Source organism: Streptomyces sp. NPDC043876 (assembly GCF_056435825.1).
In genome coordinates this window covers 258,408-285,228 of the sequence record NZ_JBWKDV010000009.1, presented here as the reverse complement: position 1 = coordinate 285,228, position 26,821 = coordinate 258,408, and the positions used below count along the sequence as shown (strand labels likewise).

Below are 26,821 nucleotides of genomic sequence, written 5' to 3'. Positions count from 1 at the left end.
CCCGGTCCGCGTACCGGAACGGAGTCAGCGCCGTTCCGGTTTGGCGCTGCGTCCCATGAGCTCCTTCAGCGCGACCAGCGGCGGCTTGCCGTGGTGGACGATGTCGACCACGGTGTCCGTGATGGGCATGTCCACTCCGTGGCGGCGGGCCAGATCGGCCACCGACTCGCAGGACTTGACGCCCTCCGCGGTCTGCTTGGTCACCGCGATGGTCTCCTCCAGCGTCATCCCGCGGCCGAGGTTGGTGCCGAAGGTGTGGTTGCGCGAGAGCGGCGAGGAGCAGGTGGCGACCAGGTCGCCGAGGCCCGCGAGGCCGGAGAAGGTGAGCGGGTCGGCGCCCATGGCCAGCCCCAGCCGGGTGGCTTCGGCCAGCCCGCGGGTGATCAGGGAGCCCTTGGTGTTGTCGCCGAGGCCCATGCCGTCGGCGATGCCCACGGCGAGCCCGATGACGTTCTTGACGGCGCCGCCCAGCTCGCAGCCGATGACGTCGGTGCTGGTGTACGGGCGGAAGTACGGGGTGTGGGAGGCGGCCTGGAGGCGCTGGGCCACGGCCTCGTCGACGCAGGCGACGACGGCGGCGGCGGGCTGCCGGGCAGCGATCTCCCGGGCGAGGTTGGGCCCGGTGACCACGGCGACGCGGGCGGAGGGGACCTTGGCCACCTCTTCGATGACCTCGCTCATCCGCTTGGCGCTGCCGAGTTCGATGCCCTTCATCAGGGAGACGAGCACGGAGTCGGCGGGCAGCAGCGGGGCCCACGCGGCGAGGTTGCCGCGCAGGGTCTGCGAAGGGACCGCGAGGACGACGAAGTCGGCGTCCCGGGCGGCCTCGGCGGCGTCGGTGGTGGCGCGCAGGTTGTCGGGCAGGGCGACGCCGGGGAGGTAGTCCGGGTTGGACCGGCCGGTGTTGATGGCGTCGACCGCCTCGGCGCGGCGGCCCCACAGGACCACCTCGCAGCCGGCGTCGGCGAGCACCATACCGAAGGCGGTGCCCCACGAGCCGGTTCCGAACACGGCCGCCTTGACGGTACGCGTCACTTCTCGCCCTCCCCCGCGGCCTTGCGCCGCTGTTCCACCCTGGCCTTGCGGTGGTCGTACGGCTGCGCGGGAGCGGTCTCTCCGCGCAGTTGCTCCAGCAGCTCCGTGATGGCCGCCATGATGACTTCGGTGACCGCCTTGAGGACCTCCGGCGTGGGTTCCCGGCCGTAGAACGCGGTGAGGTCCACGGGCGGTCCGGCCAGCACCTGGAGGGTCTTGCGCGGGAAGAGCCGGACCCTGTTCTTCTTGGCGTACGGCGGCACCGCGAGGTTCGCGCCCCACTGGGCCACCGGGATGACCGGGGCCTGCGTCAGCAGGGCCACCCGGGCGGCGCCGGTCTTGCCGGCCATCGGCCACTGGTCGGGATCGCGGGTGAGGGTGCCCTCCGGGTAAAAGGCCACGCATTCACCGCGCTCGATCGCGGCCACGGCGGCCCGGAATGCGTCCAGGGCGTTCGTGGTCTCCCGGTAGACCGGGATCTGTCCGGAGCCGCGCAGGATGGAACCGACAATCGGCACCTTGAAGAGGGCGGCCTTCGCGAGCAATCGCGGCACCCGGCCGGTGTTGTACTGGAAGTGCGCGTAGGAGAGCGGGTCCAGATACGAGTTGTGATTGACGGCGGTGATGAATCCGCCCTCGGCCGGAATGTGCTCCATTCCCTGCCAGTCCCGCTTGAACAGCACTACCAGCGGCGGTTTCGCGATGACCGCCGCCAGGCGGTACCAGAAGCCGATTCTGCGGCGGGACACTCGGACACCTTCCTCTAGGACCGGTGCGCGGCGTCGGCACCCGGCCGGGCCCGGACAAGTCTCTCCCCAGGTCCGGTCTCTGTCGAGAACACCGTACGCCCCGCTCGCGGCACCGGGCCGCCGGGCTGCCCGGGAGGGGGTGACAATGGGCCGACGTGTGTGCGAGAACGCGTCCATGACATGTCCACGGGGAAGGGGCCGGCCACGAACGCCGTCTGGAGCCTGGTGATCCCGCTCAAGCCGCTGTCCGTGGCCAAGAGCCGCCTGGCGGCGGCGGCCGGGGCCGGCCGGCCCGGGCTCGCGCTGGCGTTCGCGCAGGACACGGTGGCGGCGGCGCTGGCCTGCGCGGCGGTCCGGGATGTGGTGGTCGTCACGGACGACCCGCTGGCCGGGGCGGAACTGGCCGCGCTGGGCGCGCGGATCGTCCCGGACCGCCCGGCCGCCGGGCTCAACGCCGCGCTGGCCCACGGCGCGCGGGCGGTACGGGCCCGGCGGGCGGGGGCGGCGGTGGCCGCGATGAACGCGGACCTGCCCGCGCTGCGGCCGGCGGAATTGCTACGGGTGCTCGAAAACGCGGCGGTATTTCCCCGGGCATTCCTGGCGGATGCGGCAGGAATCGGGACGACGTTGCTTTCCGCCGCGCCGGACGCGGAATTGTCACCCGCGTTCGGGGGCCCGTCGCGGTCCCGGCATTCGGCTTCGGGGGCGGTGGAAATCGGGCTGCGCGGGGTCGACAGCGTGCGGCGGGACGTGGATACGGCGGCGGACCTGCGCGAGGCGCTGCTGCTGGGCGTGGGCCCGTACACGGCCCGCTGCGGCGCCCGGCTGCCGGCCGGGGCGCCGGCGGTGCGCCCCGACGTCCGGTGACCGCTCCGCGGCGAGCCTCTAAGCTGCGCTCATGCAGGCAACGGCGTTCACCTACGACTCCCAGACCCGCGGCGGAAGTGTGCTGCTGGACGACGGCACTCCGGTGCCCTTCGAGGCCGCGGCGTTCGACGCGGGCGGCCTGCGGCTGCTGCGCGCCGGGCAGCGGGTGCGGATCGAGACCGAGGGCGAGGGCGCGCGGCTGCGCATCACCCTGATCACCCTGCAGACCTTCGTATAGGGCCGTCCGGGTCCGGACAGCACCGCGGGCCGGACCCCCTCCGTGGGGGCCGGCCCGACGTGTGTGACGTCGCCCGCTTACTTGTTGCGGGCGGTGGTCTTCTTCGCGGTGGCCTTGCGCGTCGCCGTCTTCTTCGCCGGAGCCTTCGTCGCGGCGGTGGCCTTCTTGGCCGCGGGGGCGGTCTTCTTGGCCGTGGGGGCCGCCTTCTTGGCGGTCGCCGTGGCCTTCTTGGCCGCGCTGGCCTGCTTGGCGGCCGGGGTGGCCTTCTTCGCGACCGTGGACTTCGCGGCCGACTTCTTGACCACCGTGGGGGTGGTCTTCTTCGCCGTGGTCTTCTTGGCGGCCGTGGACTTCGCGGCCGCCTTCTTGGCGGTGGTGGCCTTCTTGGCCGCGGCCTTCTTGACCGTCGCGGAAGCGCCGCCGGTGAGGCTGCCCTTGGGCGCCTTCTTGACCGACACCTCGCCGCCCTTGGGCAGCTTCTTGGTGCCGCTGACCAGGTCCTTGAAGCCCTGGCCCGCGCGGAAGCGGGGAACCGAGGTCTTCTTGACCCGGACGCGTTCACCCGTCTGCGGGTTACGGGCGTAGCGGGCCGGGCGGTCGACCTTCTCGAACGAGCCGAAGCCCGTGACCGAGACCCGGTCGCCGGCGACCACCGCGCGGACGATCGCGTCGAGCACCGCGTCGACGGCGTCCGCGGCCTGCTGGCGGCCGCCCACCTTGTCGGCAATCGCTTCTACGAGCTGCGCCTTGTTCACGTCTTCCCCTTCGGAGACTTCGCCAGAACGAATGTGTTCAAGCTTATTTCGCACGTTAGGCGGATATATACCGCAAATCAAACACGAAACGGGCTAATCACCCTAGTGCCGCAACGATGTAGGCCGTTACGGAGTTCCTTCGCATCAGTCGCCTTCAGGGAATCGACCCTCGTCGAGGTCCTTCATCAACCTGTCCAGGCGCCTTGCCGCATCGGCGAGATCGTGCTTCGCCGCTGCCGTGGCGACCAACAGCTTCCGAGACAGCGCCATCCTTACGCCCTCTGGGACTTGCAGCGAGCGCACCCTTGTGTGCGCTTCTTTCAGCCGGTCCGCGACAAGTCCGTAGAGCTCGAGTTGACTGTCGCGGTCCATGCACAGATTGTGCCATCTGGGGCGAGTTGTCGCCTCATGGGGCCTCAACAAACGCGCGTGCCCCCCGCCGGAAGGCGGGGGGCACGGGAACCGGGGCGAGTTCACCCCGGCTGAATAAGCGCTGATCAGGCCTGAATCGTGCGCGGCTTGTGGTGGGGCCGGCCGCTTTCGTAGGTCGCGATGTCCCCTTCGTTCTGAAGGGTGAGGGAGATGTCGTCCAGACCCTCCAGAAGACGCCACCGGGCATTGTCGTCGAGTTCGAACTCGGCCACGACGCCCTCGGCTCGGACCTGTCGGGCGACCAGGTCCACCGTGATCTCGGCGGTGGGGTCGGCTTCGGTCAGCGCCCACAGACGGTCGACCGCCTCCTGCGGCAGCACCACCGTCAGCAGACCGTTCTTGAGGGAATTCCCGCGGAAGATGTCGGCGAAGCGCGAAGAGATCACGGTCTTGAAGCCGAAGTTCTGCAGGGCCCAGACGGCGTGCTCGCGGGAGGAACCGGTGCCGAAGTCGGGACCGGCGACCAGGACGCTGGCGCCCGCGCGCTCCGGCTGGTTCGTGATGAACGCCGGGTCCTTGCGCCAGGCCTCGAAGAGGCCGTCCTCGAACCCGTCACGGGTGATCTTCTTCAGCCAGTGGGCCGGGATGATCTGGTCGGTGTCCACGTTGCTGCGGCGCAGCGGCACGGCCCGGCCGGTGTGGGTGGTGAAGGCTTCCATGGTTATCGGGCTCCGGCGGTCGCGGTGGCGTCGGTCAGGTCGGCGGGGGAGGCCAGATGGCCCAGCACCGCGGTGGCCGCGGCCACCTGCGGGGAGACCAGGTGGGTGCGTCCGCCCTTGCCCTGCCGGCCTTCGAAGTTGCGGTTGGAGGTGGACGCGGAGCGCTCACCAGGGGCCAGTTGGTCGGGGTTCATGCCCAGGCACATCGAACAGCCCGCGTGCCGCCATTCGGCGCCGGCGTCCTTGAAGACCTTGTCCAGGCCCTCCGCCACGGCCTGGAGGGCGACCCGGACCGAACCCGGGACGACCAGCATCCGTACGCCCTCGGCGACTTTGCGGCCCTCGATGATGCCGGCCACGGCGCGCAAGTCCTCGATGCGGCCATTGGTGCAGGAACCTACGAAGACGGTGTCGACCCGGATGTCGCGCAGCGGCTGCCCGGCGGTCAACCCCATGTACTCCAGCGCCTTTTCGGCGGCGTTGCGCTCCGAAGCATCCTCGTACGAAGCCGGATCGGGGACGTTGGCCGACAGCGGCGCGCCCTGGCCCGGGTTGGTGCCCCAGGTCACGAAGGGGGCCAGCGTGGTGCCGTCGATGACGACCTCGGCGTCGAAGACCGCGTCGTCGTCCGAGCGCAGCGTCTCCCAGTACGCGACCGCCGCGTCCCAGTCCGCGCCGACCGGGGCGTGGTCGCGGCCCTTGAGGTACGCGAACGTGGTGGCGTCCGGGGCGATCATGCCCGCGCGGGCGCCGGCCTCGATCGACATGTTGCAGATCGTCATGCGGGCTTCCATCGACAGCTGCTCGATGGCGGCGCCGCGGTATTCCAGGATGTAGCCCTGTCCGCCGCCGGTGCCGATGCGGGCGATGATCGCCAGGATCAGGTCCTTGGCGGTGACGCCCTCGGCCAGGTCGCCCTCGACGGTGATCGCCATCGTCTTGGGGCGGGCCAGCGGCAGGGTCTGGGTGGCCAGGACGTGCTCGACCTGGCTGGTGCCGATGCCGAAGGCCAGCGCGCCGAAGGCGCCGTGGGTGGAGGTGTGCGAGTCGCCGCAGACCACGGTGGTGCCCGGCTGGGTCAGGCCCAGCTGCGGTCCCACCACGTGGACGACGCCCTGCTCCACGTCGCCCAGCGAGTGCAGCCGGACGCCGAACTCCGCGCAGTTCTTGCGCAGCGTCTCCAGCTGGGCCCGGGAGACCGGGTCGGCGATGGGCTTGTCGATGTCCAGGGTCGGGGTGTTGTGGTCCTCGGTGGCGATGGTGAGGTCGAGGCGCCGCACCGGGCGGCCCGCCTGCCGCAGACCCTCGAAGGCCTGGGGGCTGGTCACCTCGTGCAGCAGGTGCAGATCGATGTAGAGGAGGTCGGGCTCGCCCTCGGCGCGCCGGACGACATGGTCGTCCCAGACCTTCTCCGCGAGTGTCCTACCCATCGCTTTCCCTCCGGCTCACCGTCCCGGACCCCGTGGTTCGTGGACCCGTACATACAGACTCGCTGGTTCTTGGAAAAATTGAACTTGCGTTTCACAGTGTGAGACGCGAATATCGTTTCATGGACAACTCTAGCGGCGTCGGCGTTCTCGACAAGGCAGCTCTGGTACTGAGCGCACTGGAGTCCGGTCCGGCCACCCTCGCCGGGCTGGTCGCGGCGACAGGGCTCGCACGACCCACGGCACATCGCCTTGCCGTGGCACTGGAACACCACCGGATGGTGGCGAGGGACATGCAGGGCCGGTTCATCCTCGGACCGCGGCTGGCGGAACTCGCCGCCGCGGCCGGCGAGGACCGCCTGCTGGCCACGGCCGGACCGGTGCTCACGCACCTCCGTGACGTGACGGGTGAGAGCGCGCAGCTCTACCGGCGTCAAGGCGACATGCGCATCTGCGTGGCGGCGGCGGAACGGCTGTCGGGCCTGCGGGACACCGTCCCGGTCGGCTCCACGCTCCCGATGAAGGCCGGTTCGGCCGCGCAGATCCTGATGGCCTGGGAGGAGCCCGAGCGGCTCCACCGCGGTTTGCAGGGCGCGCGGTTCACGGCCACGGCCCTGTCCGGCGTACGGCGCCGGGGCTGGGCCCAGTCGATCGGCGAGCGGGAGCCCGGCGTGGCTTCCGTCTCGGCGCCGGTGCGCGGCCCCTCGAACCGGGTGGTGGCCTCCGTATCGGTCTCCGGCCCGATCGAACGGCTGACCCGGCACCCGGGGCGCATGCACGCGCAGGCCGTCATCGACGCGGCCGCGCGGCTGAGCGAGGCGCTGCGCCGCTCCGGCTGACCGGTCCCGCCACACCTCCGCCCCTCCACTCCCCCGGGCCCGGGGGCGCGTACGACGCCGCACACGTCCGAACGCGCGCCTCCGGGCCCCACGCATGCCCGGCCGGAGAGCTCCGGGAAAACGAACGACCCCGGGAAACAGCGAAGAGGCCCTCCGCGATGATCGCGGAGGGCCTCTTCTTCCTGTACCCCCGACCGGATTCGAACCGGCGCTACCGCCTTGAGAGGGCGGCGTGCTAGGCCGCTACACAACGGGGGCAAAGCACTGCGTTACTTCTGCACTGCGCTGGGCTACCAGGACTCGAACCTAGAATAAGGGAACCAGAAACCCTCGTGTTGCCAATTACACTATAGCCCATAGTGGTCTAGACCAGCTAGACAGTACCCCCGACCGGATTCGAACCGGCGCTACCGCCTTGAGAGGGCGGCGTGCTAGGCCGCTACACAACGGGGGCCCTAGCGATCCTGCGTCAAGAGTCCGGGTGCGACCCTGGAGATCTCGCGGGAAGGATCTGTACCCCCGACCGGATTCGAACCGGCGCTACCGCCTTGAGAGGGCGGCGTGCTAGGCCGCTACACAACGGGGGCAAAGCACTGCGTTACTTCTGCACTGCGCTGGGCTACCAGGACTCGAACCTAGAATAAGGGAACCAGAAACCCTCGTGTTGCCAATTACACTATAGCCCACCAAAACACAACCCCCTGAGGGGGTTTGTTTGGGTTGCGCTTCCGTTCCGGCCTTGCGGCCCGCACCGGCGGCGCAGAAAGAACATTACCGGATGCCTGACCGTGCTCCAAAACGGGTATCCCCGGCCAGCAGGGCCGGAAGCTGTGCGAGACCGGTGATCCGGTGCACCCCCTCCGGTCCCGGGCCACGCCCCCGACCTGGGCCTTCGTCCCGGTCGAGCCAGACCGCCGTCAGCCCCGCGTCGCGTGCCCCGCGCGCGTCGATCTCCGGCTGGTCGCCGACGTAGACAACCTCGCCGGGCTCCAGCCCCAGCGCCGCGCATGCCACCAGGAAGGCCGCCGCCTCGGGCTTGCTGACCCCCAGCTCGGCGGCGCACAGGAGCACCTCGAAGCGCTCGCGCAGACCCAGGTCGCGCAGCTTGGGGTCCTGGTTGGCGAAGGAGGAGTTGGAGAGCACCCCGTGCCGGTGCGTGCCGGCCAGCGCGTCCAGTACGGGCACCACGTCGGGGAAGACCACCCAGGCGGCCTTGTAGTGCTCGACGTACCGGCCGAACCACGCGTCGGCCTCCGCGCCGTCCAGGGCGGGCCGCCCGAGGAAGTCCCGCACCCGGTCGCGGCGCTGCTCCCGGAAGTCGCACTCCCCGGCGGCGAAGCGCGCCCAGTGCCGCTCGGTGCACTCCCGCCACAGCGCCAGCGCCTCGTGCGGGGCCCCGTACCGCCCGGCGATCCCCTCGCGCTCCAGGTGGACCCGGAGCCCGGCCGTGTCGGCCCCCGTGTAGTCGAAGAGCGTGTCGTCGATGTCCCACAGCACCGCGCGTATCCGCATGCTCCGACCCTACGCCGCAACGCCCCGGGGGCGGCGGCCTTTACGGCTGCCGCCCCCGGAGAGGTGAGAGGTGGGACCTACGCGGCGAGCTTCGCCAGGGCCGCGTCGATGCGGGCCAGCGACTTCTCCTTGCCCAGGATCTGCAGCGACTCGAAGAGGGGCAGACCGACCGTGCGGCCGGTGACCGCGACGCGGACCGGGGCCTGCGCCTTGCCGAGCTTGAGACCGTGGGCCTCGCCGGCGGTCAGGACGGCCTGCTTGAGGGACTCGGGGTCGCTCCAGTCGGCCGCTTCCAGGTTCGCGCGGGCGGTGGTCAGCAGGGCCGCGGGCTCGCCCTTCATCGCCTTGTCCCAGGACGCCTGGTCCTCGACCGGCTCCTTGCGGAACAGGAAGTCGACGTTGGCGGTGATGTCCGACAGGACGGTGACCCGGGTCTGGGCGTACGGCGCGATGGCCGCCCAGGCCTCGGCGTCGAAGTCCTCGGGCTCCCAGTTGGCGTGCGGGGCGCGCAGCCAGGGGGCGCAGGCGTCGGCGAAGGCCTTCGGGTCGAGCAGGCGGATGTGGTCGGCGTTGATCGCCTCGGCCTTCTTGAGGTCGAAGCGCGCCGGATTCGCGTTCACGTCCGGAATGTCGAACTTCGCCACCATCTCCTCGATCGAGAAGATGTCCTGGTCCTTGGAGAAGGACCAGCCGAGGAGCGAGAGGTAGTTCAGCAGGCCCTCGGGGAGGAAGCCGCGCTCGCGGTAGAGGTTGAGCGAGCTCTCCGGGTCGCGCTTGGAGAGCTTCTTGTTGCCCTCGCCCATGACGTACGGCAGGTGGCCGAAGGCCGGGACCGCCTTGGCGATGCCCAGCTCGATCAGTGCGCCGTAGAGCGCGATCTGACGCGGGGTGGAGGAGAGCAGGTCCTCGCCGCGGAGCACGTGCGTGATCTCCATCAGCGCGTCGTCGACCGGGTTGACCAGGGTGTACAGCGGAGCGCCGTTGGCCCGCAGGATGCCGAAGTCCGGCACGTTCTCCGGGGTGAAGGTCAGCTCGCCGCGGACCAGGTCGGTGAAGGTGATCGGCTCGTCGGGCATCCGGAAGCGGACGATCGAGGAGCGGCCCTCGGCCTGGTACGCCGCCACCCGCTCCGCGCTCAGCTCGCGGCAGGTGCCGTCGTAGCCGGAGGGCCTGCCGGCGGCGCGGGCTGCGTCGCGGCGTGCGTCCAGCTCCTGCGTGGTGCAGTAGCAGTCGTAGGCGTAGCCGCCGTCCTTGAGCTTCTTCGCGACGTCCGCGTAGATGTCCATGCGCTCGGACTGGCGGTACGGGGCGTGCGGGCCGCCCACCTCCGGGCCCTCGTCCCAGGTGAAGCCGAGCCAGCGCAGCGAGTCGAGCAGCTGCTGGTAGGACTCCTCGGAGTCGCGGGCCGCGTCGGTGTCCTCGATGCGGAAGACGAAGGCGCCGCCGTGGTGGCGGGCGAACGCCCAGTTGAAGAGGGCCGTCCGGACCAGGCCCACGTGCGGGTTGCCGGTCGGGGAGGGACAGAAACGTACGCGGACGGGTCCGTTAGTCACGCTTGATCACCTTGTTGGTGAGAGTGCCGATGCCTTCGATGGTGACGGCGACCTCGTCGCCGACGTTGAGGGGTCCGACTCCGGCCGGGGTCCCCGTGAGGATGACGTCGCCCGGGAGCAGCGTCATGGCCTCGGTGATGTGCACGATCAGGTCTTCGACGGAGCGGACCATCTCGCTGGTGCGGCCGAGCTGGCGCTGTTCGCCGTTCACGGTGCACTGGACGGCCAGGTCGCCCGGGTCCAGGTCGGTCTCGATCCAGGGGCCGAGGGGGCAGGCGCCGTCGAAGCCCTTGGCCCGGGCCCACTGCTTCTCGCGCTGCTGGACGTCGCGCGCGGTGAGGTCGTTGGCGCAGGTGTAGCCGAGGATGACGTCCTTGACGCGCTCGCGCGGGACGTCGCGGCACATGCGGCCGATCACCACGGCCAGCTCGGCCTCGTGGTGGACGTCCTGGGAGAAGGAGGGGTACGCGATCGGGTCGCCCGGGCCCACCACCGAGGTGGAGGGCTTGAAGAAGGTGATCGGGGCGTCGGGCACCTCGTTGCCCAGCTCCGCGGCGTGCGCCGCGTAGTTGCGGCCGATCGCCACGATCTTGCTGGGCAGCACGGGCGGGAGGAGCCGGACCCGGTCCCGGGAGGACGGGTCCAGCGGCACCTTCGTCCCCGACAGCTCGAAGTCCCCGTACGGGATGCCCTTGATGATGTCGAGGACGAGACCGCCCTCGGCGCCGGGGGCGGCGTCGCCCTCGACCGCGCCGAAGGCGACATTTCCGTCGATCGAGAACCTGGCGATGCGCACGTGTTGCGTCTGCCCCTCTGTCCGTCCGCTGGCTGGCCCGTGTGGGCCGTGGTCTGCGGACCCCAGGCTAACGCGGCGGACCGGGGCACTTCGCTCGGTCGGCGCGGGGCGCGGCCAGCGCGCCGTGCCGCGGACGGGTGCGCGGGGCGCGGTCCGCGGCGGCCGGTCTACTGCGCGGCGGGGGCCACCGGGGCGTCCATCAGGATGGTGCGGCGCGGGTTCGCGGTCTGGGTGGGCAGGTCGACCGAGTGTTCCGGCGTCAGAACCTCCTGCAGCTCCTCGGCGTCCTTCAGGTGCGCGAGGGTGGTGCGGCGCGGGTTGGCTATGTTGCGGAACATCATGGTCGTCTTCTGCGTACTCATCGGAGTATCGGAACCCTCGGTCGGTGTGGGCCGGACGCACCTCGTGGGCGCCGGTTGTCGGGCGTGCCATCCCTGTAAAGGGCCAGGCTAAACATCTGAATCCCCCGGAGAACGGAGAAGTAATGGCCACGGCTGTGTGAGTTTGCTCACCCGTGCCCGGGCATTACGGGCATTACGGTCAGTCAAACCACGGGCCCGAAACGGACATTGCGCCACTGAATGCGCCATTCCGCTCCCGATCATCGCGACTGGGACACCGGGTGGGTCATAGCGATTACACAGCCAAAGTCCGGTTCCTCCCGAAAGCGGCCCCACATCCGGTAGCACCTCTGTCACAAGCCGTCACCAATGCTCCGCAGGAACCCTCGCACCTTGTTGGAGATCCGGCACTGTGCTGGAATTCGCGGGACCGCCGCGGGAATCAGCCGGCGCGCAAGCGGCGCGACCCAGCGCCGAGCGCGGCGGCACGGAGAGGGAGACGCGCCGGTCACCGACGACCACCATGGGGCCGTCAGTGCCCCACGACTCGACACCGTCCCACCGGTCGCCCGGAGGGACGCCTGGTCCAGAGGTTGCGAGCTAGTGCAGGGACGTTTCAAGAGGGATGGCAGCGCTGCGGCGGAGCAGGAGCCGCGCAGCGGGACCGACCGTGGCTCCTCGCCCCAGCACGCCCAGAACCACGGGCCGGCTGCCGGCGGCACGGGCGGCCCCGCCGCGCCCCCCGCCGGTAAGGCGAAGGGCCGGGGCAAGAGCCCGAAGGCGGCGAAGGCGAAGGCCAAAGCCCAGGCGAGCGGCACCACCGCCCTGGAGGAGTCCGCCGAGCGGGACCAGGCGATACCGAAGGCCCCCAGTGGGCCCGGTTCCCGGCTCGCCCTGCAGAACTGGCGCATCAGCACGCGACTGGTGTCGCTGCTGACCCTGCCGGTCGTCGCCGCCACCACGCTCGGTGGCTTCCGCATCAACGACTCGATGAACGACATCGCGCAGCTGGACCACATGCAGCTGCTGACGACGATGACCCGCCAGGCCACCAACCTGGCCGCCGCGCTCCAGGAGGAGCGCGACAAGTCGGCGGGTCCGCTCTCGGTCGCCAAGGCAGCCCAGGCCGCGAACCAGGGCGGCGCCCCCGCCCCGGCGAACAGCCTGGTCGAGGGCGTGCGCGACCAGACGGACGCCGCGGCGACCGCCTTCGCCAGCGCGACCGACAAGATCGACAGCGCCGAGGACAAGGACGACACCCTCAAGTCGATCCGCAACAACGTCCTGCAGATCGGCCGCCAGCTCGCCGGCATCGAGGACATCCGCAAGAAGGCGTACCAGAACAGCGCCCAGCAGACCGTCTCCGAGTACAACGGTCTGATCGTCTCGCTGCTCTCGCTCTCCCAGGACATGGCCCAGGCCACCTCCAGCCCGGAGATGATCAAGCGCACGCGCGCCCTGGCGGCCTTCTCCTCCGCCAAGGAGTACGCCTCGATCCAGCGCGCGGTCATCGCCGCGGCGCTCCCCGAGACCGGTGACAAGCCCGGCAAGCTGAGCGAGAACGACCGCCTGTACGCCCTGGCCGCCCAGCGCGGCGAGAGCCAGGCGAAGAAGACGTTCGAACTCGTCTACCAGGGCAAGCCCGAGGAGCTCCTCCAGTCGCTCGGCGACGGCAACAGCGAGATCGGCACCGCCGACCACTACGCCCGCCGCGTGCTGACCACCGAGGGCCAGTTCTCCAAGGAGAAGAACCGCTCCTGGATGGACTGGTACGACAACGACGACACCAAGCTCGCCGCCATGAAGGTCATCGAGCTGACCCTGCTCGACGACATGGAGCAAAAGGCCCGCGAGCTCAAGACCGAGTCGCAGCAGGACGCCATCATCAACGGTGCGCTGATCCTCCTCGTCCTCGGCGTCTCGCTCGTCGGCGCCTTCGTCATGGCCCGCTCGATGATCCGCTCGCTGCGCCGCCTCCAGGACACCGCGACCCGGGTCGCCCAGGAACGTCTGCCCGAGCTGGTCAAGCAGCTCTCCGAGACCGACCCGCAGGACGTCGACACCTCCGTGGAATCGGTCGGCGTGCACTCGCGCGACGAGATCGGCCAGGTGGCCGCGGCCTTCGACGACGTGCACCGCGAGGCCGTCCGCCTCGCCGCCGAGCAGGCCCTCCTGCGGGGCAACGTCAACGCGATGTTCACCAACCTCTCGCGCCGCTCGCAGGGCCTCATCCAGCGCCAGCTCTCGCTCATCTCCGAGCTGGAGTCGCGCGAGGCCGACCCGGACCAGCTGTCCTCGCTCTTCAAGCTCGACCACCTCGCGACCCGCATGCGCCGTAACGGCGAGAACCTCCTCGTCCTCGCGGGCGAGGAGCCGGGCCGCCGGTGGACCCGCCCCGTCCCGCTCGTCGACGTGCTCCGCGCCGCGGCGTCCGAGGTGGAGCAGTACGAGCGCATCGAGCTCTCGTCGGTGCCCGGCACCGACGTCGCCGGCCGCGTGGTCAACGACCTCGTGCACCTGCTCGCCGAGCTGCTGGAGAACGCCACCTCGTTCTCCTCCCCGCAGACCAAGGTCAAGGTGACCGGTCACGCGCTGCCCGACGGCCGCGTGCTGGTCGAGATCCACGACACCGGCATCGGCCTGTCCCCCGAGGACCTGGCCGCGATCAACGAGCGGCTCGCGTCGCCGCCGACCGTGGACGTCTCGGTCTCGCGCCGCATGGGTCTGTTCGTGGTCGGCCGGCTGTCCCTGCGACACGGCATCCGCATCCAGCTGCGCCCCTCCGACTCCGGTGGTACGACGGCACTCGTCATGCTCCCGGTCGATGTGGCCCAGGGCGGCAAGAAGCCCGCTCCGATGGCGGGCCAGGGCGGCCAGGGCCTCCCGGGCGCGGCCGGCCAGCAGGGCGCGGGCGCGGGTCAGGGCGGACGTTCCCCGGTGGGCGCGGCCCCGCAGCGCGGCCAGGTCGCCGGCGGCGGTCAGCGCGCCGCGCTGCCCGGTCGCGAGAACTCCGGCCCGCAGCGTCCCCAGGGACAGCAGGGCCAGCAGGGCGGCCGGGGCCAGCAGCAGCCCGGCCGCGGTCAGGCCCCGCAGGGCCCGAACGCCTTCGGTGCCGGTGCCCCGGTGGCCGGACGCGGTGCGGCCGCAGGCCCCCAGGGCCGTCCGGGCGGCGCCCCGGCCGGTGCCACGCAGTCCGGTACCGCCGCCTTCCCGCAGAACGACCCCTTCGGCCCGGGCACCCCGCCCGGCGGCCCGCAGGGCAACGGCGGCTTCGAGCGCCCGCAGCCGCAGGCGCCGGGCCAGGCCGGTCCCGGCCAGAACGGTCCCGTGACCCCGCGGGTGCGGCCGCAGCTGCCGCCGCGCGGTGGCGCGCCGCGCCCGGAGCTTCCGGGCGCCGGCACCGCCGCGTCCGCGGGGCTCCCGCCGGCCACCAGCTGGGGCGCGGACCCGGGCCGCCGCGGCGGTCAGGACGTACCGCGCGGGCACGACGAGGTCCAGGGTCCCGGCTCGACGGCCGAGTTCGCCCGCCCGGACTTCAACGGCCCGATGCCGGGCTCCGACGGCGCCTCCACGACGGGCCAGTTCGCCCGCCCCGGCACCGGCGGCTACCCGGACCCCGCGTCCACCGGCCAGTTCGCCGTGCCGGACCTGCGCGGCGCCCAGGATCCCTCCGCCACCGGGCAGTTCGCCCGCCCCGGCTTCCCCGGCGCCCAGGACCCTTCCACCACGGGCCAGTTCGCCCGTCCGGAGTTCCCCGGCGGCCAGGACCCCGCGTCCACCGGCCAGTTCGCCCGCCCCGAGGTCCCGCAGTCCGGGACCGGCCAGTTCGAGCGGGCCGACATCCGCGGGTCGCAGGACCCCTCCGGCACCGGCCAGTTCGCGCGGCCCGACTTCGCGGCGCCGCGGACCGGCGGTCCCGGTGTCGGCGGGTACGGCGACCAGGCCGGCCGGCAGGACCCGCAGCAGTACCCGGTCCAGCAGCCGCAGCAGCCACTCGGGGAGCCCGCAGCGGGCGCCCGCGCCGAGGCCGCGCTGCCCCGCTCCCGTCGGCCGGAGGCGCTGCCCCCGGCCCAGCAGCTGGGTGACGGCCGGACCCCGCTCTTCGACAACCTGGAGTCGAACTGGTTCCGCCAGGAGGGCGAGCAGCCCCCCGGGCAGGCACCGGCCGTACCCCAGCAGCCGCAGCAGGGTCTGCCGACGACCGGCCCCACGCCGGTCCCGGCCGCCCCGCAGCAGCCGCTGCCGCAGCGCGGCCAGGAGCGTGCGGCCGAGCAGCCCGCGCAGACCCCCGCGCCCGGCTCGCCCACGGTGAGCTGGCGCTCGTCCCCCAACGACGAGCTGATGCGGCAGGCCGAGCGCGTGCGCCAGCCCGCCGCGGGCGGGATCACCACCTCGGGCCTGCCCCGCCGGGTGCCCCGCGCCAACCTGGTCGCGGGGACCGCCCAGCAGCAGGCCGAGACCCAGGCGGGACCGCAGGTCTCGCGCGCCCCGGACGACGTCCGCGGTCGGCTCACCAACCTCCGGCGCGGTATCCAGCAGGGCCGTCAGGCCGGCACCACCGGTCCGGCGACCGGCAGTTACCACATCGACCCCACTTACCAGCAGGAGCGATAGTTGAGTTCGATGAGCCAGGCGGCACAGAACCTGAACTGGTTGATCACGAACTTCGTGGACAACACCCCAGGGGTGTCCCACACCGTGGTGGTCTCCGCCGACGGCCTCCTTCTGGCCATGTCCGAGGGCTTCCCCCGCGACCGGGCCGACCAGCTCGCCGCGGTGGCCTCCGGGCTGACCTCGCTGACCGCCGGCGCCTCCCGCATCTTCGAGGGCGGCGCCGTCAACCAGACCGTGGTGGAGATGGACCGGGGGTTCCTCTTCCTCATGTCCGTGTCCGACGGATCCTCGCTGGCCGTGCTCGCACACCCCGAGTGCGACATCGGCCTCGTGGGCTACGAGATGGCCCTCCTCGTGGACCGCGCGGGCAGCGTCCTCACCCCGGACCTGCGCGCGGAGCTGCAGGGCAGCCTCCTGATCTGACGCCCACGTCTCCCGGCCGGCGGGTACTGCCGGCCGGGAAACCGGGGCCCCGCCCCGGAAACCAGTACCGCCGCTCGGCCGTCATCCCGTCCCCCCACCGGCCCCGTCGGACGGCACGTTGACCACTGCTGTCCAGCCCGGAGGATTCATGACCCCGCCCCCCGCCTATTCCGATGCGTACGGCGACCCGTCGTACTCGGAAGGCGACCAGCCGCTGGTCCGCCCCTACGCGATGACCGGTGGCCGGACCCGGCCCCGCTACCAGCTCGCCATAGAGGCACTGGTCAGCACCACCGCCGATCCGATGCACCTGTCGGGCCTGCTTCCCGAGCACCAGCGCATCTGCACACTGTGCCGCGAGGTCAAGTCGGTCGCGGAAGTGTCCGCGCTGCTGTCGATGCCGCTCGGTGTCGCCCGGATCCTCGTCGCCGACCTGGCGGAGGCCGGAATGGTGGCCATCCACCAGCCGGGCAATGGAGAGGCCGGCGGCACGCCGGATGTAACGCTGCTCGAAAGGGTGCTCAGTGGACTTCGCAAGCTCTAGCGGCGGTGGCGGGGCGACCCGCTCCACCACTTCCGCGAAGATCGTGGTGGCGGGTGGCTTCGGCGTGGGCAAGACCACGTTCGTGGGTGCCGTCTCCGAGATCAACCCGCTGCGCACCGAGGCCGTGATGACCAGCGCGAGCGCCGGCATCGACGACCTGACCCACACCGGGGACAAGACGACCACGACGGTCGCCATGGACTTCGGCCGCATCACCCTGGACCAGGACCTGATCCTGTACCTCTTCGGTACGCCGGGCCAGGACCGCTTCTGGTTCATGTGGGACGACCTCGTGCGCGGCGCCATCGGCGCGATCGTGCTGGTGGACACCCGCCGTCTCGCCGACTGCTTCCCCGCGGTCGACTACTTCGAGAACAGCGGCCTCCCCTTCGTCGTCGCGCTGAACGGCTTCGAGGGGCACCAGCCGTACACCCCCGAAGAGGTCCGCGAAGCGCTGCAGATCGGTCCCGACGCGCCGATCATCACGACCGACGCCCGCCACCGCGCGGACGCCAAGAGCGCGCTGATCACGCTGGTCGAGCACGCGCTGATGGCGCGCCTGAAGTAACACCCGTGCCGTCTTCGAGGTTTCAGGGCGGGCTGTGTCCTACGACACGGCCCGCCCTCTCTTTTCATAACGTTTCGACAGAGAATTGGCCTCCGCTGGACACAGCGTGCGTTCGGGCGGTACCACTGCGCTCACAACTCGCCCCGGTTATCCCGTCGGTTGCTCTTTATGTCCGGTTTATGCGGGGCATAAGGCCCTGGGTATGGCCGGATTCAACTGTTTGGAACACGGCCGTTAACCGTGCTGGAATCAATGAACTAGCTAGTAGCACCGCCGAGAGGTTGTTGGTCGAGTGAGGCGAAGCAATTCGAGCCCCGCGGAGGAACCCGCGCGTGGCAACTTCACCCCGCCGCCGCGCGCGGGGGCGTCCTTCGACGTTCCCGTCGACGCGCCCGTCGGCGGTGGCAGCACCAGCAGGTTCGCGCCCCGCAACTGGCGCGTGCCCACCAAGCTGAACGCCATCCTGCTCGTCCCCGTCCTCGTCGGACTGGTCATGGGCGGCTTCCAGGTGAAGGGCTCCATCGACACCTGGAACGAGGCGAAGGACGCCGAGAAGACGGCCCGCATCGTCCAGGCGGCGGCCGAATACGGCCAGGCGCTGCTGAACGAGCGCGACCTCACCGCCGGCCCCCTCCTCAAGGGCGAACGCAGCAGCGAGGTCGTCACCAAGGCCTACGCGGCGACCGACGCGGCCAGGGCGAAGTTCGCCGACGCCGTCAAGGACATGCCGCCCAAGAAGGGCCTGGAACGGCGCCTGCAGCTCTTCCAGGAGGAGGAGCCCAAGCTCGAGGTGATCCGCAAGACCGCCTACGCCGCTCCGGAGACCGCGAAGAAGGACCTCCCCAAGTCGGCCGGGCCCATCCCGACCGAAGAGGGCTACGTCCTGGTCCAGCACAACCTCATGTCGTTCTCCAACGAACTGGGTCTGGGCACCGGGAACATCACCAGCTACGGCCGCATGGTCTACGCGATCGAGCTGTCCAAGGCCGCGAACTCGCTCCAGCGCTCCGTGGGCACCCACCTGCTGGTCCGCCCGAACGAGAGCGAGGACGTCCGCAAGGCCCAGCTGGTGGCCTTCTCCTCCTACGCCTACCTCGAAGAGATCGCGATCGGCGAGTACGTCTCCGCCGGCACCGAGGAGGACACGGACAAGCTCAAGGAGGTCATGGGCAAGCGGTCCGCCCTCGGCGCCGCCAAGCTCGCGGAGGCCCAGACGCAGGCCCAGCAGGCCGGGACCCCCTTCAAGGCCCCGCCCGTGGTCAACGGCTCCGCCCTCACCGGCATGACCGAGGCGATAGCCAGCGGTGCGAAGAACACCAAGCTCGCCGCGGAGGGCACCACCCCGCAGGCCTGGCAGGCCGCCGCCACCGCGAAGTTCGACGGATACGCCGAGATCGAGAAGGACCTCCTCGACAAGGCCGTCCAGGACACCATCGTCATCTCCGACGACGCCCGCAACGCCGCGATCACCAACGGCGCCATCGTGGTCGTGGCCCTGCTCGCCGCCTTCATCCTGGCCGGCATGATGGCCCGCCAGATGGGCCGCTCGATGCGCCGCCTGCGCAGCGCGGCCTTCGACATCGCCGAGCAGCGCCTGCCGATGCTCGTCGACCAGCTCTCGCGGACCGACCCGGGCAAGGTCGACACCCGCGTGGTGCCGATCCCGATCGACTCCCAGGACGAGATCGGCGAGGTCGCCCGCGCCTTCGACCAGGTCCACCGGGAAGCCGTCCGGCTCGCCGCCGAGCAGGCGCTCCTGCGGGGCAACGTCAACGCGATCTTCACGAACCTCTCCATGCGCAACCAGTCGCTGATCGAGGGCCAGCTGACCCTCATCACCGACCTGGAGAACAACGAGGCCGACCCGGACCAGCTGGAGAACCTCTTCCGGCTGGACCACCTGGCCACCCGTATGCGCCGCAACGGCGAGAACCTCCTCATCCTCGCGGGTGAGGAACCGGGCCGCCGCTGGGACCAGCCGGTCCCGCTGGTCGACGTCCTGCGCGCCGCCTCCTCCGAGGTGGAGCAGTACGAGCGCATCGAGCTGTCGGGGGTCTCCGAGGCGGAGATCCACGGCCAGGCCGTGACCGACCTCGTGCACCTGCTCGCCGAGCTGCTGGAGAACGCCACCACCTTCTCCTCCCCGCAGACCAAGGTCCGCGTCAACGCGACCCGGCTGCCCGACGGCCGCGTCATGATCGAGATCCACGACAAGGGCATCGGCCTCACCGCCGAGGACTTCGCGGACATCAACCACAAGCTGGCCAACCCGCCGACCGTGGACGCCGCGATCTCGCAGCGCATGGGCCTCTTCGTGGTCGGGCGGCTGTCGGACCGGCACGGCATCCGGGTCCAGCTGCGCCCCTCGGGCGAGCAGGCCGGTACCACCTCGCTGGTCATGCTCCCGGAAGCGATCACCCACGGTGGTGGCGGCGAGGGCATACCCGACGACGACTTCACGGTCTCCCGGATCGTTCCGGAGCAGCACCAGCTCCAGCAGAGCGCTCCGCTGCGCACGGCCGCCGAACTCGGTTTCGACGACTCGCAGTACGACCGCCGCCCCGCCTCCCCGGACGAGGGCCAGGACGGCGCCCCGCGCGAGCTGGACCCGGTGGGCCGCTCACTGAGCCGCGAGGAACGCCGGGCCGCGCTGGAGGCGCAGGTCGGCTACCCGCAGCAGGCCCAGGAGCAGGCGCGGGCGCAGGAGTATGCGGAACCCCAGCCGGAACACGGCTACCAGCCGTACCAGGGGTACGAGCAGCAGCCCGAACAGAGCTACGACGCGGCTGCGTACGAGACCCCGGACGGCTACCCCCAGCAGAGCGGATACGAGGCGTACCCGCAGGATGGTTACGCCTATCCGGAAGCCGGGTACCAGGACCAGCAGCAGGGCGAGCAGTCCTACGCCACTGGCTACGATGCCCAGCCCCAGCAGGCGGAGTGGCCGGAACAGAACACGTATCCGGCTGCCTACCAGCAGGATTACGGGACCGAATCGGAATCACCCTCCGGTGCCGGACAGGCCCCGGAGCGCGTAGGCTTCGACCGTCCGGACACCGCTGCCGACAACGGTCACCAACTGACCGGAGCGGGCCTGCCGCGTCGTGGCAGCCAGCAGCAGTGGCAGCCGGCACAGCAGGAAACGGAGTCCACCGGATCCCTCTTCGAGCAGCGGCCGCAGCGACAGCAGCAGCCCGCCGCGACGGAGTCGGCGCCGGAGGAGGCGGAAGGTCCCGAGTCCTGGCGTTCGCGCAACGACGAGCGCTGGCAGCAGGCCGGAAAGCTCAAGGAGCCGAAGGCGGGCGGGGTCACCCCGTCCGGTCTCCCTCGGCGGGTACCCAAGGCCAACCTGGTCGAGGGTGCGGCGGAATCGACCCCGCAGGGCGGCCCACAGGTCTCCCGCGCCCCTGAGGACGTCCGCGGCAGGCTGAGCAATCTGCGCCGCGGTGTCGAGCAGGGACGCAGTGCGGGTTCGGAGCAGTCAAGTAACAGCTATGACCAGGAGCGTTAGTGTGAGCCCGATGAGCCAGGCGGCACAGAACCTGAACTGGTTGATCACGAACTTCGTGGACAACACCCCCGGGGTGTCCCACACGGTGGTGGTCTCCGCCGACGGCCTCCTTCTGGCCATGTCGGAAGGCTTCCCGCGGGACCGCGCCGACCAGCTGGCGGCCGTGGCCTCCGGACTGACCTCGCTGACCGCCGGCGCCTCCCGCATCTTCGAGGGCGGCGCCGTCAACCAGACGGTCGTGGAGATGGACCGCGGGTTCCTCTTCCTGATGTCGGTGTCCGACGGATCGTCCCTCGCGGTGCTCGCGCACCCCGAGTGCGACATCGGCCTGGTGGGCTACGAGATGGCCCTCCTCGTGGACCGGGCGGGCAGTGTCCTCACCCCGGACCTGCGCGCGGAGCTGCAGGGCAGTCTTCTCAACTAGCAAACAGGCAGTGCGTTTCGCGCCATCGCACCATAGGGTGCGGTGGCGCGGTTCCACAGGGAGTACTGCGTTCTTGGAGTCGGAGGAGGAAACGTGACAACACCCCACGGAGGACATCCTTATGGCGGCGCGCAGCAGCCGCAGGGTGGGCACGACCAGAACCGCTTCAACTTCCCTTCCTCCCCCAGCCGGCCCGCGCCGGAGCACCAGCCCTACCCGCAGCAGCCCTACGGCATGCCCTCGCAGGCTCCGCAGCGGCAGCAGCCGTACACGCCACCGCAGCAGCACCAGCAGCCGCAGCGGCCTTCGCAGCCGCCGGCCCCCAAGGCGCACAACCCGCTGGTGCGTCCGTACGCCATGACCGGCGGCCGGACCCGGCCCCGCTACCAGCTCGCCATCGAGGCACTGGTCAGCACCACGGCCGATCCCACGCGCCTGCAAGGGCAGTTGCCCGAGCACCAGCGCATCTGCCGGCTCTGCATCGAGATCAAGTCGGTCGCCGAGATCTCGGCTCTCCTCTCCATCCCCCTCGGCGTCGCCCGAATCCTCGTCGCCGACCTGGCGGAGGCGGGCCTTGTCGCCATCCATCAGCCCGGCGGGGACGAATCCGCCGGCGGTCAGCCAGACGTGACACTGCTCGAAAGGGTGCTCAGTGGACTTCGCAAGCTCTAGCGGCGGTGGCGGAGCGACACGCTCCACCACTTCCGCGAAGATCGTGGTGGCGGGTGGCTTCGGCGTGGGCAAGACCACGTTCGTGGGTGCCGTCTCCGAGATCAACCCGCTGCGCACCGAAGCCGTGATGACATCCGCTTCCGCGGGGATCGACGATCTCACCCACACCGGGGACAAGACGACCACCACGGTCGCCATGGACTTCGGCCGCATCACCCTGGACCAGGACCTGATCCTGTACCTCTTCGGTACGCCGGGCCAGGACCGCTTCTGGTTCATGTGGGACGACCTCGTGCGCGGCGCCATCGGCGCCGTCGTGCTCGTCGACACCCGCCGTCTCGCCGACTGCTTCCCCGCGGTCGACTACTTCGAGAACAGCGGCCTCCCCTTCGTCATCGCCCTGAACGGCTTCGACGGACACCAGCCCTACACCCCCGAAGAGGTCCGCGAGGCCCTGCAGATCGGGCCCGACGCGCCGATCATCACCACCGACGCCCGCCACCGCGCCGACGCCAAGAGTGCCCTGATCACTCTGGTCGAGCACGCGCTGATGGCCCGCCTGCGCTGAGCGGCCGGACCGCACGCGAAAGCCCCCCTCACTCGAAGGAGTGCGGGGGGCTTTTCACGTGGTCACGGCGCGCGGTGCGCGGACCGGCCGGGCGGCGGGGCTACGAAGCGGCCTAGCCCTGCCAGCTGTGCGGGGCGCGGAAGCCGGGGGTGCGCTCCAGGCGGCGCCAGCCGGCGGTGGAGCCGGTGCGGTGGGCCGGGCCTGCCTCGGGGGCGGCGGCGGCGCGGGCCAGCAGGATCGCGGTGATCGCGGCCAGCTCCTCGGGCTCGGCGTGGCCCTTTTCGACGCGCAGCACGGTGTCGGCGGTAACGCTCATGCAGGTCTCCTTCACTTCTTACTGCGGCGGGTTGCCGTGCTTGCGGGACGGCAGGTCGGCGTGCTTGTTGCGGAGCATGGCGAGGGCGCTGACGAGGACCTCGCGGGTCTCTGCGGGGTCGATGACGTCGTCGACGAGACCGCGTTCGGCCGCGTAGTACGGGTGCATCAGCTCGGACTTGTACTCCTTGACCATCCGGGCACGCATCGCCTCGGGGTCTTCGGCGTCCGCGATCTGCTTGCGGAAGATCACGTTGGCGGCGCCCTCGGCGCCCATGACCGCGATCTCGTTGGTCGGCCAGGCGTAGGTGAGGTCGGCGCCGATGGACTGGGAGTCCATCACGATGTACGCGCCGCCGTACGCCTTGCGCAGGATCAGCGAGATCCGCGGGACGGTCGCGTTGCAGTACGCGTACAGCAGCTTCGCGCCGTGGCGGATGATCCCGCCGTGCTCCTGGTCGACGCCCGGCAGAAAGCCGGGGACGTCCAGCAGCGTGATGATCGGAATGTTGAACGCGTCGCACAGCTGGACGAACCGGGCCGCCTTCTCGGAGGCGTGGATGTCCAGCACGCCCGCCAGGTGACCGGGCTGGTTGGCGACGATGCCGACGACCTGCCCGTCCATCCGGGCCAGCGCACAGATGATGTTGCGGGCCCAGCGCTCGTGGATCTCCAGGACGTCGCCCTCGTCGACGAGCTCCTCGATGACCTTGATCATGTCGTACGGGCGGTTGCCGTCCGCGGGCACCAGGTCCAGCAGGACGTCCGAGCGGCGGTCGGCCGGATCGGCGCTCTCATGGACCGGGGGGTTCTCCCGGTTGTTGGAGGGCAGCATCGAGATCAGGTAGCGGACCTCGGAGATGCAGGTCTCCTCGTCGTCGTACGCGAAGTGCGCGACGCCGGAGGTCTCGGCGTGCACGTCCGCGCCGCCGAGTCCGTTCTGGGTGATCTCCTCGCCGGTCACCGCGCGGACCACGTCGGGACCGGTGATGAACATCTGCGAGGTGTCGCGGACCATGAACACGAAGTCCGTCAGCGCCGGGGAGTAGGCGGCGCCGCCCGCGCACGGGCCGAGCATCACGGAGATCTGCGGGATGACGCCCGAGGCGCGGGTGTTGCGCTGGAAGATGCCGCCGTAGCCGGCGAGCGCCGAGACGCCCTCCTGGATACGGGCGCCCGCGCCGTCGTTCAGCGACACCAGCGGAGCGCCCGCGGCGATCGCCATGTCCATGATCTTGTGGATCTTCGTCGCGTGGGCCTCGCCCAGGGCGCCGCCGAAGATCCGGAAGTCGTGCGCGTAGACGAAGACCGTCCGGCCCTCGACCGTGCCCCAGCCCGTGATCACACCGTCGGTGTAGGGCTTCTTGGCCTCCAGGCCGAACCCGGTGGCCCGGTGCCGACGCAGCTGCTCGACCTCCTTGAAGGACCCTTCGTCGAGCAGGAGCGCGATCCGCTCCCGCGCCGTCAGCTTGCCCTTGGCGTGCTGCGCCTCGGTCGCACGGTCACTGGGGCCGCGCCGCGCCTGCTCGCGCAGGGCGTGCAACTCGGCCACACGGCCACGGGTGTCCGTCGGCTCGCTCGAAGTCTGGTCCACAACGGTCATGTACTGACCTTACGAAGCCGACCCCCCAAAACCCTCCGTTGGTTCCGCACAGTCTCCGGCCCGATCCGCTGTGCGGCCCGGACAGAAGGCGCCCGTCATGCGAGGACTCCACCAGCTGGGGCCGTCGTCCGTTGTGGAAATACGACAAAAGAGCGGTGACCGGTGGGCTAGATGTTGAAATTTGAACAGAACGGGTCTACTGTCAATCTCGTTGAAGGTTAAACAACTACTTCGACGCGAAGGGCTCCCGCCGGGGGCCGCGACCAAGGAGCGAGTCATGGGCATCTTCACCCGCCGCAGCGAGAACACCACCGCCACCACCGCCGTCGCCACCCTCGAGGTGGACCCCGCCCTCGCCGCGCTCACCGGTGACTACGTGATCGACCCCGCCCACAGCAGCATCGGCTTCACGGTCCGCCACGCCATGGTGACCAACGTCCGCGGCACCTTCGCCGAGCACGAGGGCGTGCTGCACCTGGACGGCGCGGACCCCAGCCGCTCCACCGCCTCCATCGACGTCACGATCGCCTCCGTCGACACCGGGATCGCCGACCGCGACGGCCACCTGCGCTCCGGCGACTTCTTCGACGCCGAGGCCTTCCCCCTGATGACCTTCCGCTCCACCGCAGCGGCGGCCCTCGGCGGCGACACCTACCGCATCACGGGCGACCTGACGATCAAGGACGTCACGCGGCCGCTCTCGATCGACCTGGAGTTCAACGGCTCCGCCACGGACGTCTACGGCAACGAGCGCGTCGGCTTCGAGGGCTCCGCCACGATCCTGCGCTCCGACTGGGGCCTGACCTGGAACGCCGCCCTGGAGGCCGGTGGCGTGATGGTCAGCGACAAGGTCAAGCTGACCTTCGACATCTCCGCGATCAAGCAGGCCTGATGCCGCGGGCGGCCGGAACCGGCGGCCGGGACTAGAAGTCCCCGCCGCCGAAGCCGCCGCCACCGTCGAACCCGCCACCACCGTCGAAGCCGCCGCCTCCCCCGAAGTCTCCCCCGCTGAAGTCGGACGGGTTGAAGTCGGCGCCGGAGACGTCCCCGCCGTCGAAACCGCCTCCCGTGTCGGAGGCGTAGGCGGGACCGGACATCATCATCGAACCGAGCATCGTGCCCATGAGCAGACCGGGCAGCATGCCGCCGCCGAAGTACCCGCCGGCCCAGGGGCCGTAGGCCGGGCCGGCGTCGTAGTACGGACGCGGGCCGTGCTCGGTGTCGACCGTACGGACCGCCGGGTCCCGCCCCTCGCGCAGCCGCACCGCGTCCGCCGCGCAGACCGGGACGGTGCGCGCGGCCCCGCCCGCCGGGGCCCACTGCGCGTCCTCGGTGCCCGGGCCGTGGCGCGGGTCGAAGAAGCACGGCGGACGGCGCTCGGGCACGGGCCTGCCCTGCCGGCGCGCGTCGAGCGAGGCCAGCGCGAAGCGGCCGTCCTCCAGCGCCTGGGTGACGCCCCGGACCTCTTCGGGATGCCGCACCGAGGCCATGATCTGCTTGGCCCGCTCGTACGAGTCGAGGGCCTGTGCGTAGTCCGTGCGCATGGCGTCGTCGGCGCCGGGCTCTCCGGGGTGGAAGTCGAGCCGGTCCAGCTCCTCGCCGAAGGCCGTGATGTCCTCGTCGACGACCACCGAGAGCCTGCGGATCGCCTCGCGCTCCTCCTCTTCCCGCTTCTTGCGGTTGCGGCGGACCAGGACGTACGCGCCGCCGCCGCCCACCAGCGCCACCGCGCCGAGGCCGATCAGCGCGCCGGACCCGCCCGTGTCACCGGATTCCGAGCCGCCCCAGGAGGCCGGGGCGCGGCCCTTGACCTGGGACAGGGCCTGGTCGACGAAGGTGTCGAGCTGGGTGGCCGCGTCGAGGGGACCGCCCGCCTTGACGGCGTCGGTGAGGTTGCGGACCGCGTTGACCGGCATGACCGTGCGGTCGGCCGCGGCGTTGAAGCCGTCCCCGAGGCGGATCGCGTACAGCCCGGTGATGCCGGTCTCTGTACGGACCGTGCGGAGCACGGTGGCGGCCGGGAACTCGGCGGTGGCGGGCAGCACCGCGACGAACACCGGCTTGCCCGCGTCCCTGATCTTCTTCGCCAGGGCGTCCGCCCGGCCCGGGGGCAGCTGCGCCTCGGCGCGGGGGTCGACGTAGACCGAGCCCTTCTTGAGGGCCTCCGCCACGGCGGCCGGACCGGTGGCCGCGGCGGCCTGGGGCGCGGCCACGAGGGCCGTCGCGGACAGGGCCAGCAGCAGACCGGAGAGCGCGGATATCAGCCTGGTCCTCATGGTCCCGACGGTACCCGAACCGGTCGTTTCCCGTGTGAGCGGGACATAAGGGTCCGGGGGCCCGCTGCCGGGCCCCCGGACCGTCTGCCCCGGCGCCCCG

General features: G+C 70.9%; 25 protein-coding genes and 5 tRNA genes. 12 read left to right on the top strand and 18 right to left on the bottom strand.

Translation table 11 applies throughout. The features are described 5' to 3' along the window. Window positions 1-24 precede the first annotated feature (24 nt). Window positions 25-1,035, bottom strand: coding sequence for an NAD(P)H-dependent glycerol-3-phosphate dehydrogenase (locus AC0693_RS27315; protein WP_356412576.1), 1,011 nt, complete (start codon window positions 1,033-1,035; stop codon window positions 25-27). Next, window positions 1,032-1,784 carry a lysophospholipid acyltransferase family protein gene (locus tag AC0693_RS27310; protein WP_469318295.1) on the bottom strand — a complete coding sequence of 251 codons (753 nt, stop codon included), beginning with the start codon at window positions 1,782-1,784 and terminating at the stop codon, window positions 1,032-1,034. Before AC0693_RS27310 ends, AC0693_RS27315 begins: the two co-directional genes overlap by 4 nt. A 180-nt stretch (window positions 1,785-1,964) precedes the next feature. Between AC0693_RS27310 and cofC the strand changes: the two genes are divergently transcribed. Continuing rightward, window positions 1,965-2,651 carry a 2-phospho-L-lactate guanylyltransferase gene (cofC, locus tag AC0693_RS27305; protein WP_478803140.1) on the top strand — a complete coding sequence of 229 codons (687 nt, stop codon included), beginning with the start codon at window positions 1,965-1,967 and terminating at the stop codon, window positions 2,649-2,651. 31 nt (window positions 2,652-2,682) lie between these two features. Further along, window positions 2,683-2,889, top strand: a complete 207-nt coding sequence (locus AC0693_RS27300; RefSeq protein WP_356412581.1) for a hypothetical protein — start codon at window positions 2,683-2,685, stop codon at window positions 2,887-2,889. A 77-nt stretch (window positions 2,890-2,966) separates the two neighbouring features. Here AC0693_RS27300 and AC0693_RS27295 read toward each other — a convergent pair whose 3' ends face one another. The 4 genes from AC0693_RS27295 to leuC all read right to left on the bottom strand — a co-directional run bounded on the left by AC0693_RS27295 (window position 2,967) and on the right by leuC (window position 6,165). Then, window positions 2,967-3,644 (bottom strand): HU family DNA-binding protein, encoded by a 678-nt coding sequence (locus AC0693_RS27295; RefSeq protein WP_469318292.1) that lies wholly within the window; start codon window positions 3,642-3,644, stop codon window positions 2,967-2,969. A gap of 144 nt (window positions 3,645-3,788) precedes the next feature. After that, window positions 3,789-4,016, bottom strand: a complete 228-nt coding sequence (locus AC0693_RS27290; RefSeq protein WP_356412583.1) for an SCO5555 family protein — start codon at window positions 4,014-4,016, stop codon at window positions 3,789-3,791. 125 nt (window positions 4,017-4,141) lie between these two features. Further along, a complete protein-coding gene (gene leuD, locus AC0693_RS27285; RefSeq protein WP_478803139.1) occupies window positions 4,142-4,735 on the bottom strand; it encodes a 3-isopropylmalate dehydratase small subunit in 594 nt (197 codons plus the stop codon). A 2-nt stretch (window positions 4,736-4,737) separates the two neighbouring features. Next, a complete protein-coding gene (leuC, locus tag AC0693_RS27280) occupies window positions 4,738-6,165 on the bottom strand; it encodes a 3-isopropylmalate dehydratase large subunit (RefSeq protein WP_356412585.1) in 1,428 nt (475 codons plus the stop codon). Window positions 6,166-6,284: 119 nt separating this feature from the next. Between leuC and ndgR the strand changes: the two genes are divergently transcribed. After that, window positions 6,285-7,001, top strand: a complete 717-nt coding sequence (gene ndgR, locus AC0693_RS27275) for an IclR family transcriptional regulator NdgR (RefSeq protein ID WP_073911130.1) — start codon at window positions 6,285-6,287, stop codon at window positions 6,999-7,001. Between the two features lie 185 nt (window positions 7,002-7,186). Here ndgR and AC0693_RS27270 read toward each other — a convergent pair. The 9 genes from AC0693_RS27270 to AC0693_RS27230 all read right to left on the bottom strand — a co-directional run bounded on the left by AC0693_RS27270 (window position 7,187) and on the right by AC0693_RS27230 (window position 11,224). Beyond that, window positions 7,187-7,259, bottom strand: a tRNA-Glu gene (locus AC0693_RS27270). A gap of 27 nt (window positions 7,260-7,286) precedes the next feature. Continuing rightward, window positions 7,287-7,358: transfer RNA gene (locus tag AC0693_RS27265), tRNA-Gln, on the bottom strand. 24 nt (window positions 7,359-7,382) lie between these two features. Further along, window positions 7,383-7,455: transfer RNA gene (locus AC0693_RS27260), tRNA-Glu, on the bottom strand. Window positions 7,456-7,515: 60 nt separating this feature from the next. Further along, window positions 7,516-7,588, bottom strand: a tRNA-Glu gene (locus tag AC0693_RS27255). Window positions 7,589-7,615: 27 nt separating this feature from the next. Further along, a tRNA-Gln gene (locus AC0693_RS27250) sits at window positions 7,616-7,687 on the bottom strand. 85 nt (window positions 7,688-7,772) lie between these two features. Next, window positions 7,773-8,513 (bottom strand): HAD family hydrolase, encoded by a 741-nt coding sequence (locus AC0693_RS27245; protein WP_478803138.1) that lies wholly within the window; start codon window positions 8,511-8,513, stop codon window positions 7,773-7,775. Between the two features lie 77 nt (window positions 8,514-8,590). Beyond that, a complete protein-coding gene (gltX, locus tag AC0693_RS27240; protein WP_478803137.1) occupies window positions 8,591-10,066 on the bottom strand; it encodes a glutamate--tRNA ligase in 1,476 nt (491 codons plus the stop codon). Then, complete coding sequence (locus AC0693_RS27235; protein ID WP_356412590.1) at window positions 10,059-10,862, bottom strand: fumarylacetoacetate hydrolase family protein; 804 nt, start codon at window positions 10,860-10,862, stop codon at window positions 10,059-10,061. Before AC0693_RS27235 ends, gltX begins: the two co-directional genes overlap by 8 nt. Window positions 10,863-11,029: 167 nt before the next feature. Continuing rightward, on the bottom strand, window positions 11,030-11,224 hold the full coding sequence (locus AC0693_RS27230; protein ID WP_478803136.1) for a hypothetical protein: 195 nt from the start codon (window positions 11,222-11,224) through the stop codon (window positions 11,030-11,032). 582 nt (window positions 11,225-11,806) lie between these two features. On the opposite strand from AC0693_RS27230, the gene AC0693_RS27225 reads away from it, so the two are divergent. The 8 genes from AC0693_RS27225 to AC0693_RS27190 all read left to right on the top strand — a co-directional run bounded on the left by AC0693_RS27225 (window position 11,807) and on the right by AC0693_RS27190 (window position 22,527). After that, entirely contained in the window at window positions 11,807-15,817 is a 4,011-nt protein-coding gene (locus AC0693_RS27225) for a sensor histidine kinase (protein ID WP_478803135.1), read from the top strand. A gap of 9 nt (window positions 15,818-15,826) precedes the next feature. Further along, entirely contained in the window at window positions 15,827-16,240 is a 414-nt protein-coding gene (locus tag AC0693_RS27220) for a roadblock/LC7 domain-containing protein (protein WP_008739864.1), read from the top strand. A gap of 148 nt (window positions 16,241-16,388) precedes the next feature. Further along, window positions 16,389-16,784, top strand: a complete 396-nt coding sequence (locus AC0693_RS27215; RefSeq protein WP_354380051.1) for a DUF742 domain-containing protein — start codon at window positions 16,389-16,391, stop codon at window positions 16,782-16,784. Beyond that, the gene (locus tag AC0693_RS27210; RefSeq protein WP_283459846.1) at window positions 16,765-17,352 is read left to right on the top strand and encodes a GTP-binding protein; all 588 of its coding nucleotides are present in this window, start codon (window positions 16,765-16,767) and stop codon (window positions 17,350-17,352) included. Before AC0693_RS27215 ends, AC0693_RS27210 begins: the two co-directional genes overlap by 20 nt. Before the next feature lie 292 nt (window positions 17,353-17,644). Then, window positions 17,645-20,863: a sensor histidine kinase gene (locus AC0693_RS27205; protein WP_478803134.1), complete on the top strand. Its 3,219-nt coding sequence runs from the start codon at window positions 17,645-17,647 to the stop codon at window positions 20,861-20,863. Between the two features lie 10 nt (window positions 20,864-20,873). After that, on the top strand, window positions 20,874-21,287 hold the full coding sequence (locus AC0693_RS27200; RefSeq protein WP_319722215.1) for a roadblock/LC7 domain-containing protein: 414 nt from the start codon (window positions 20,874-20,876) through the stop codon (window positions 21,285-21,287). A gap of 93 nt (window positions 21,288-21,380) precedes the next feature. Continuing rightward, window positions 21,381-21,959: a DUF742 domain-containing protein gene (locus AC0693_RS27195; RefSeq protein ID WP_356412598.1), complete on the top strand. Its 579-nt coding sequence runs from the start codon at window positions 21,381-21,383 to the stop codon at window positions 21,957-21,959. Next, window positions 21,940-22,527: a GTP-binding protein gene (locus AC0693_RS27190; RefSeq protein WP_330332823.1), complete on the top strand. Its 588-nt coding sequence runs from the start codon at window positions 21,940-21,942 to the stop codon at window positions 22,525-22,527. Before AC0693_RS27195 ends, AC0693_RS27190 begins: the two co-directional genes overlap by 20 nt. 112 nt (window positions 22,528-22,639) lie before the next feature. On the opposite strand, the gene AC0693_RS27185 is transcribed toward AC0693_RS27190, so the two are convergent. Then, window positions 22,640-22,843 (bottom strand): acyl-CoA carboxylase subunit epsilon, encoded by a 204-nt coding sequence (locus tag AC0693_RS27185; protein ID WP_356412600.1) that lies wholly within the window; start codon window positions 22,841-22,843, stop codon window positions 22,640-22,642. Between the two features lie 18 nt (window positions 22,844-22,861). Next, window positions 22,862-24,445, bottom strand: a complete 1,584-nt coding sequence (locus AC0693_RS27180; protein ID WP_356412602.1) for an acyl-CoA carboxylase subunit beta — start codon at window positions 24,443-24,445, stop codon at window positions 22,862-22,864. A gap of 277 nt (window positions 24,446-24,722) precedes the next feature. On the opposite strand from AC0693_RS27180, the gene AC0693_RS27175 reads away from it, so the two are divergent. Next, window positions 24,723-25,337 carry a YceI family protein gene (locus AC0693_RS27175; RefSeq protein ID WP_356412604.1) on the top strand — a complete coding sequence of 205 codons (615 nt, stop codon included), beginning with the start codon at window positions 24,723-24,725 and terminating at the stop codon, window positions 25,335-25,337. 31 nt (window positions 25,338-25,368) lie between these two features. Here the strand turns inward: AC0693_RS27175 and AC0693_RS27170 are convergent, their stop codons facing one another. Continuing rightward, window positions 25,369-26,721: a hypothetical protein gene (locus AC0693_RS27170; protein ID WP_478803133.1), complete on the bottom strand. Its 1,353-nt coding sequence runs from the start codon at window positions 26,719-26,721 to the stop codon at window positions 25,369-25,371. Window positions 26,722-26,821 lie beyond the last annotated feature (100 nt).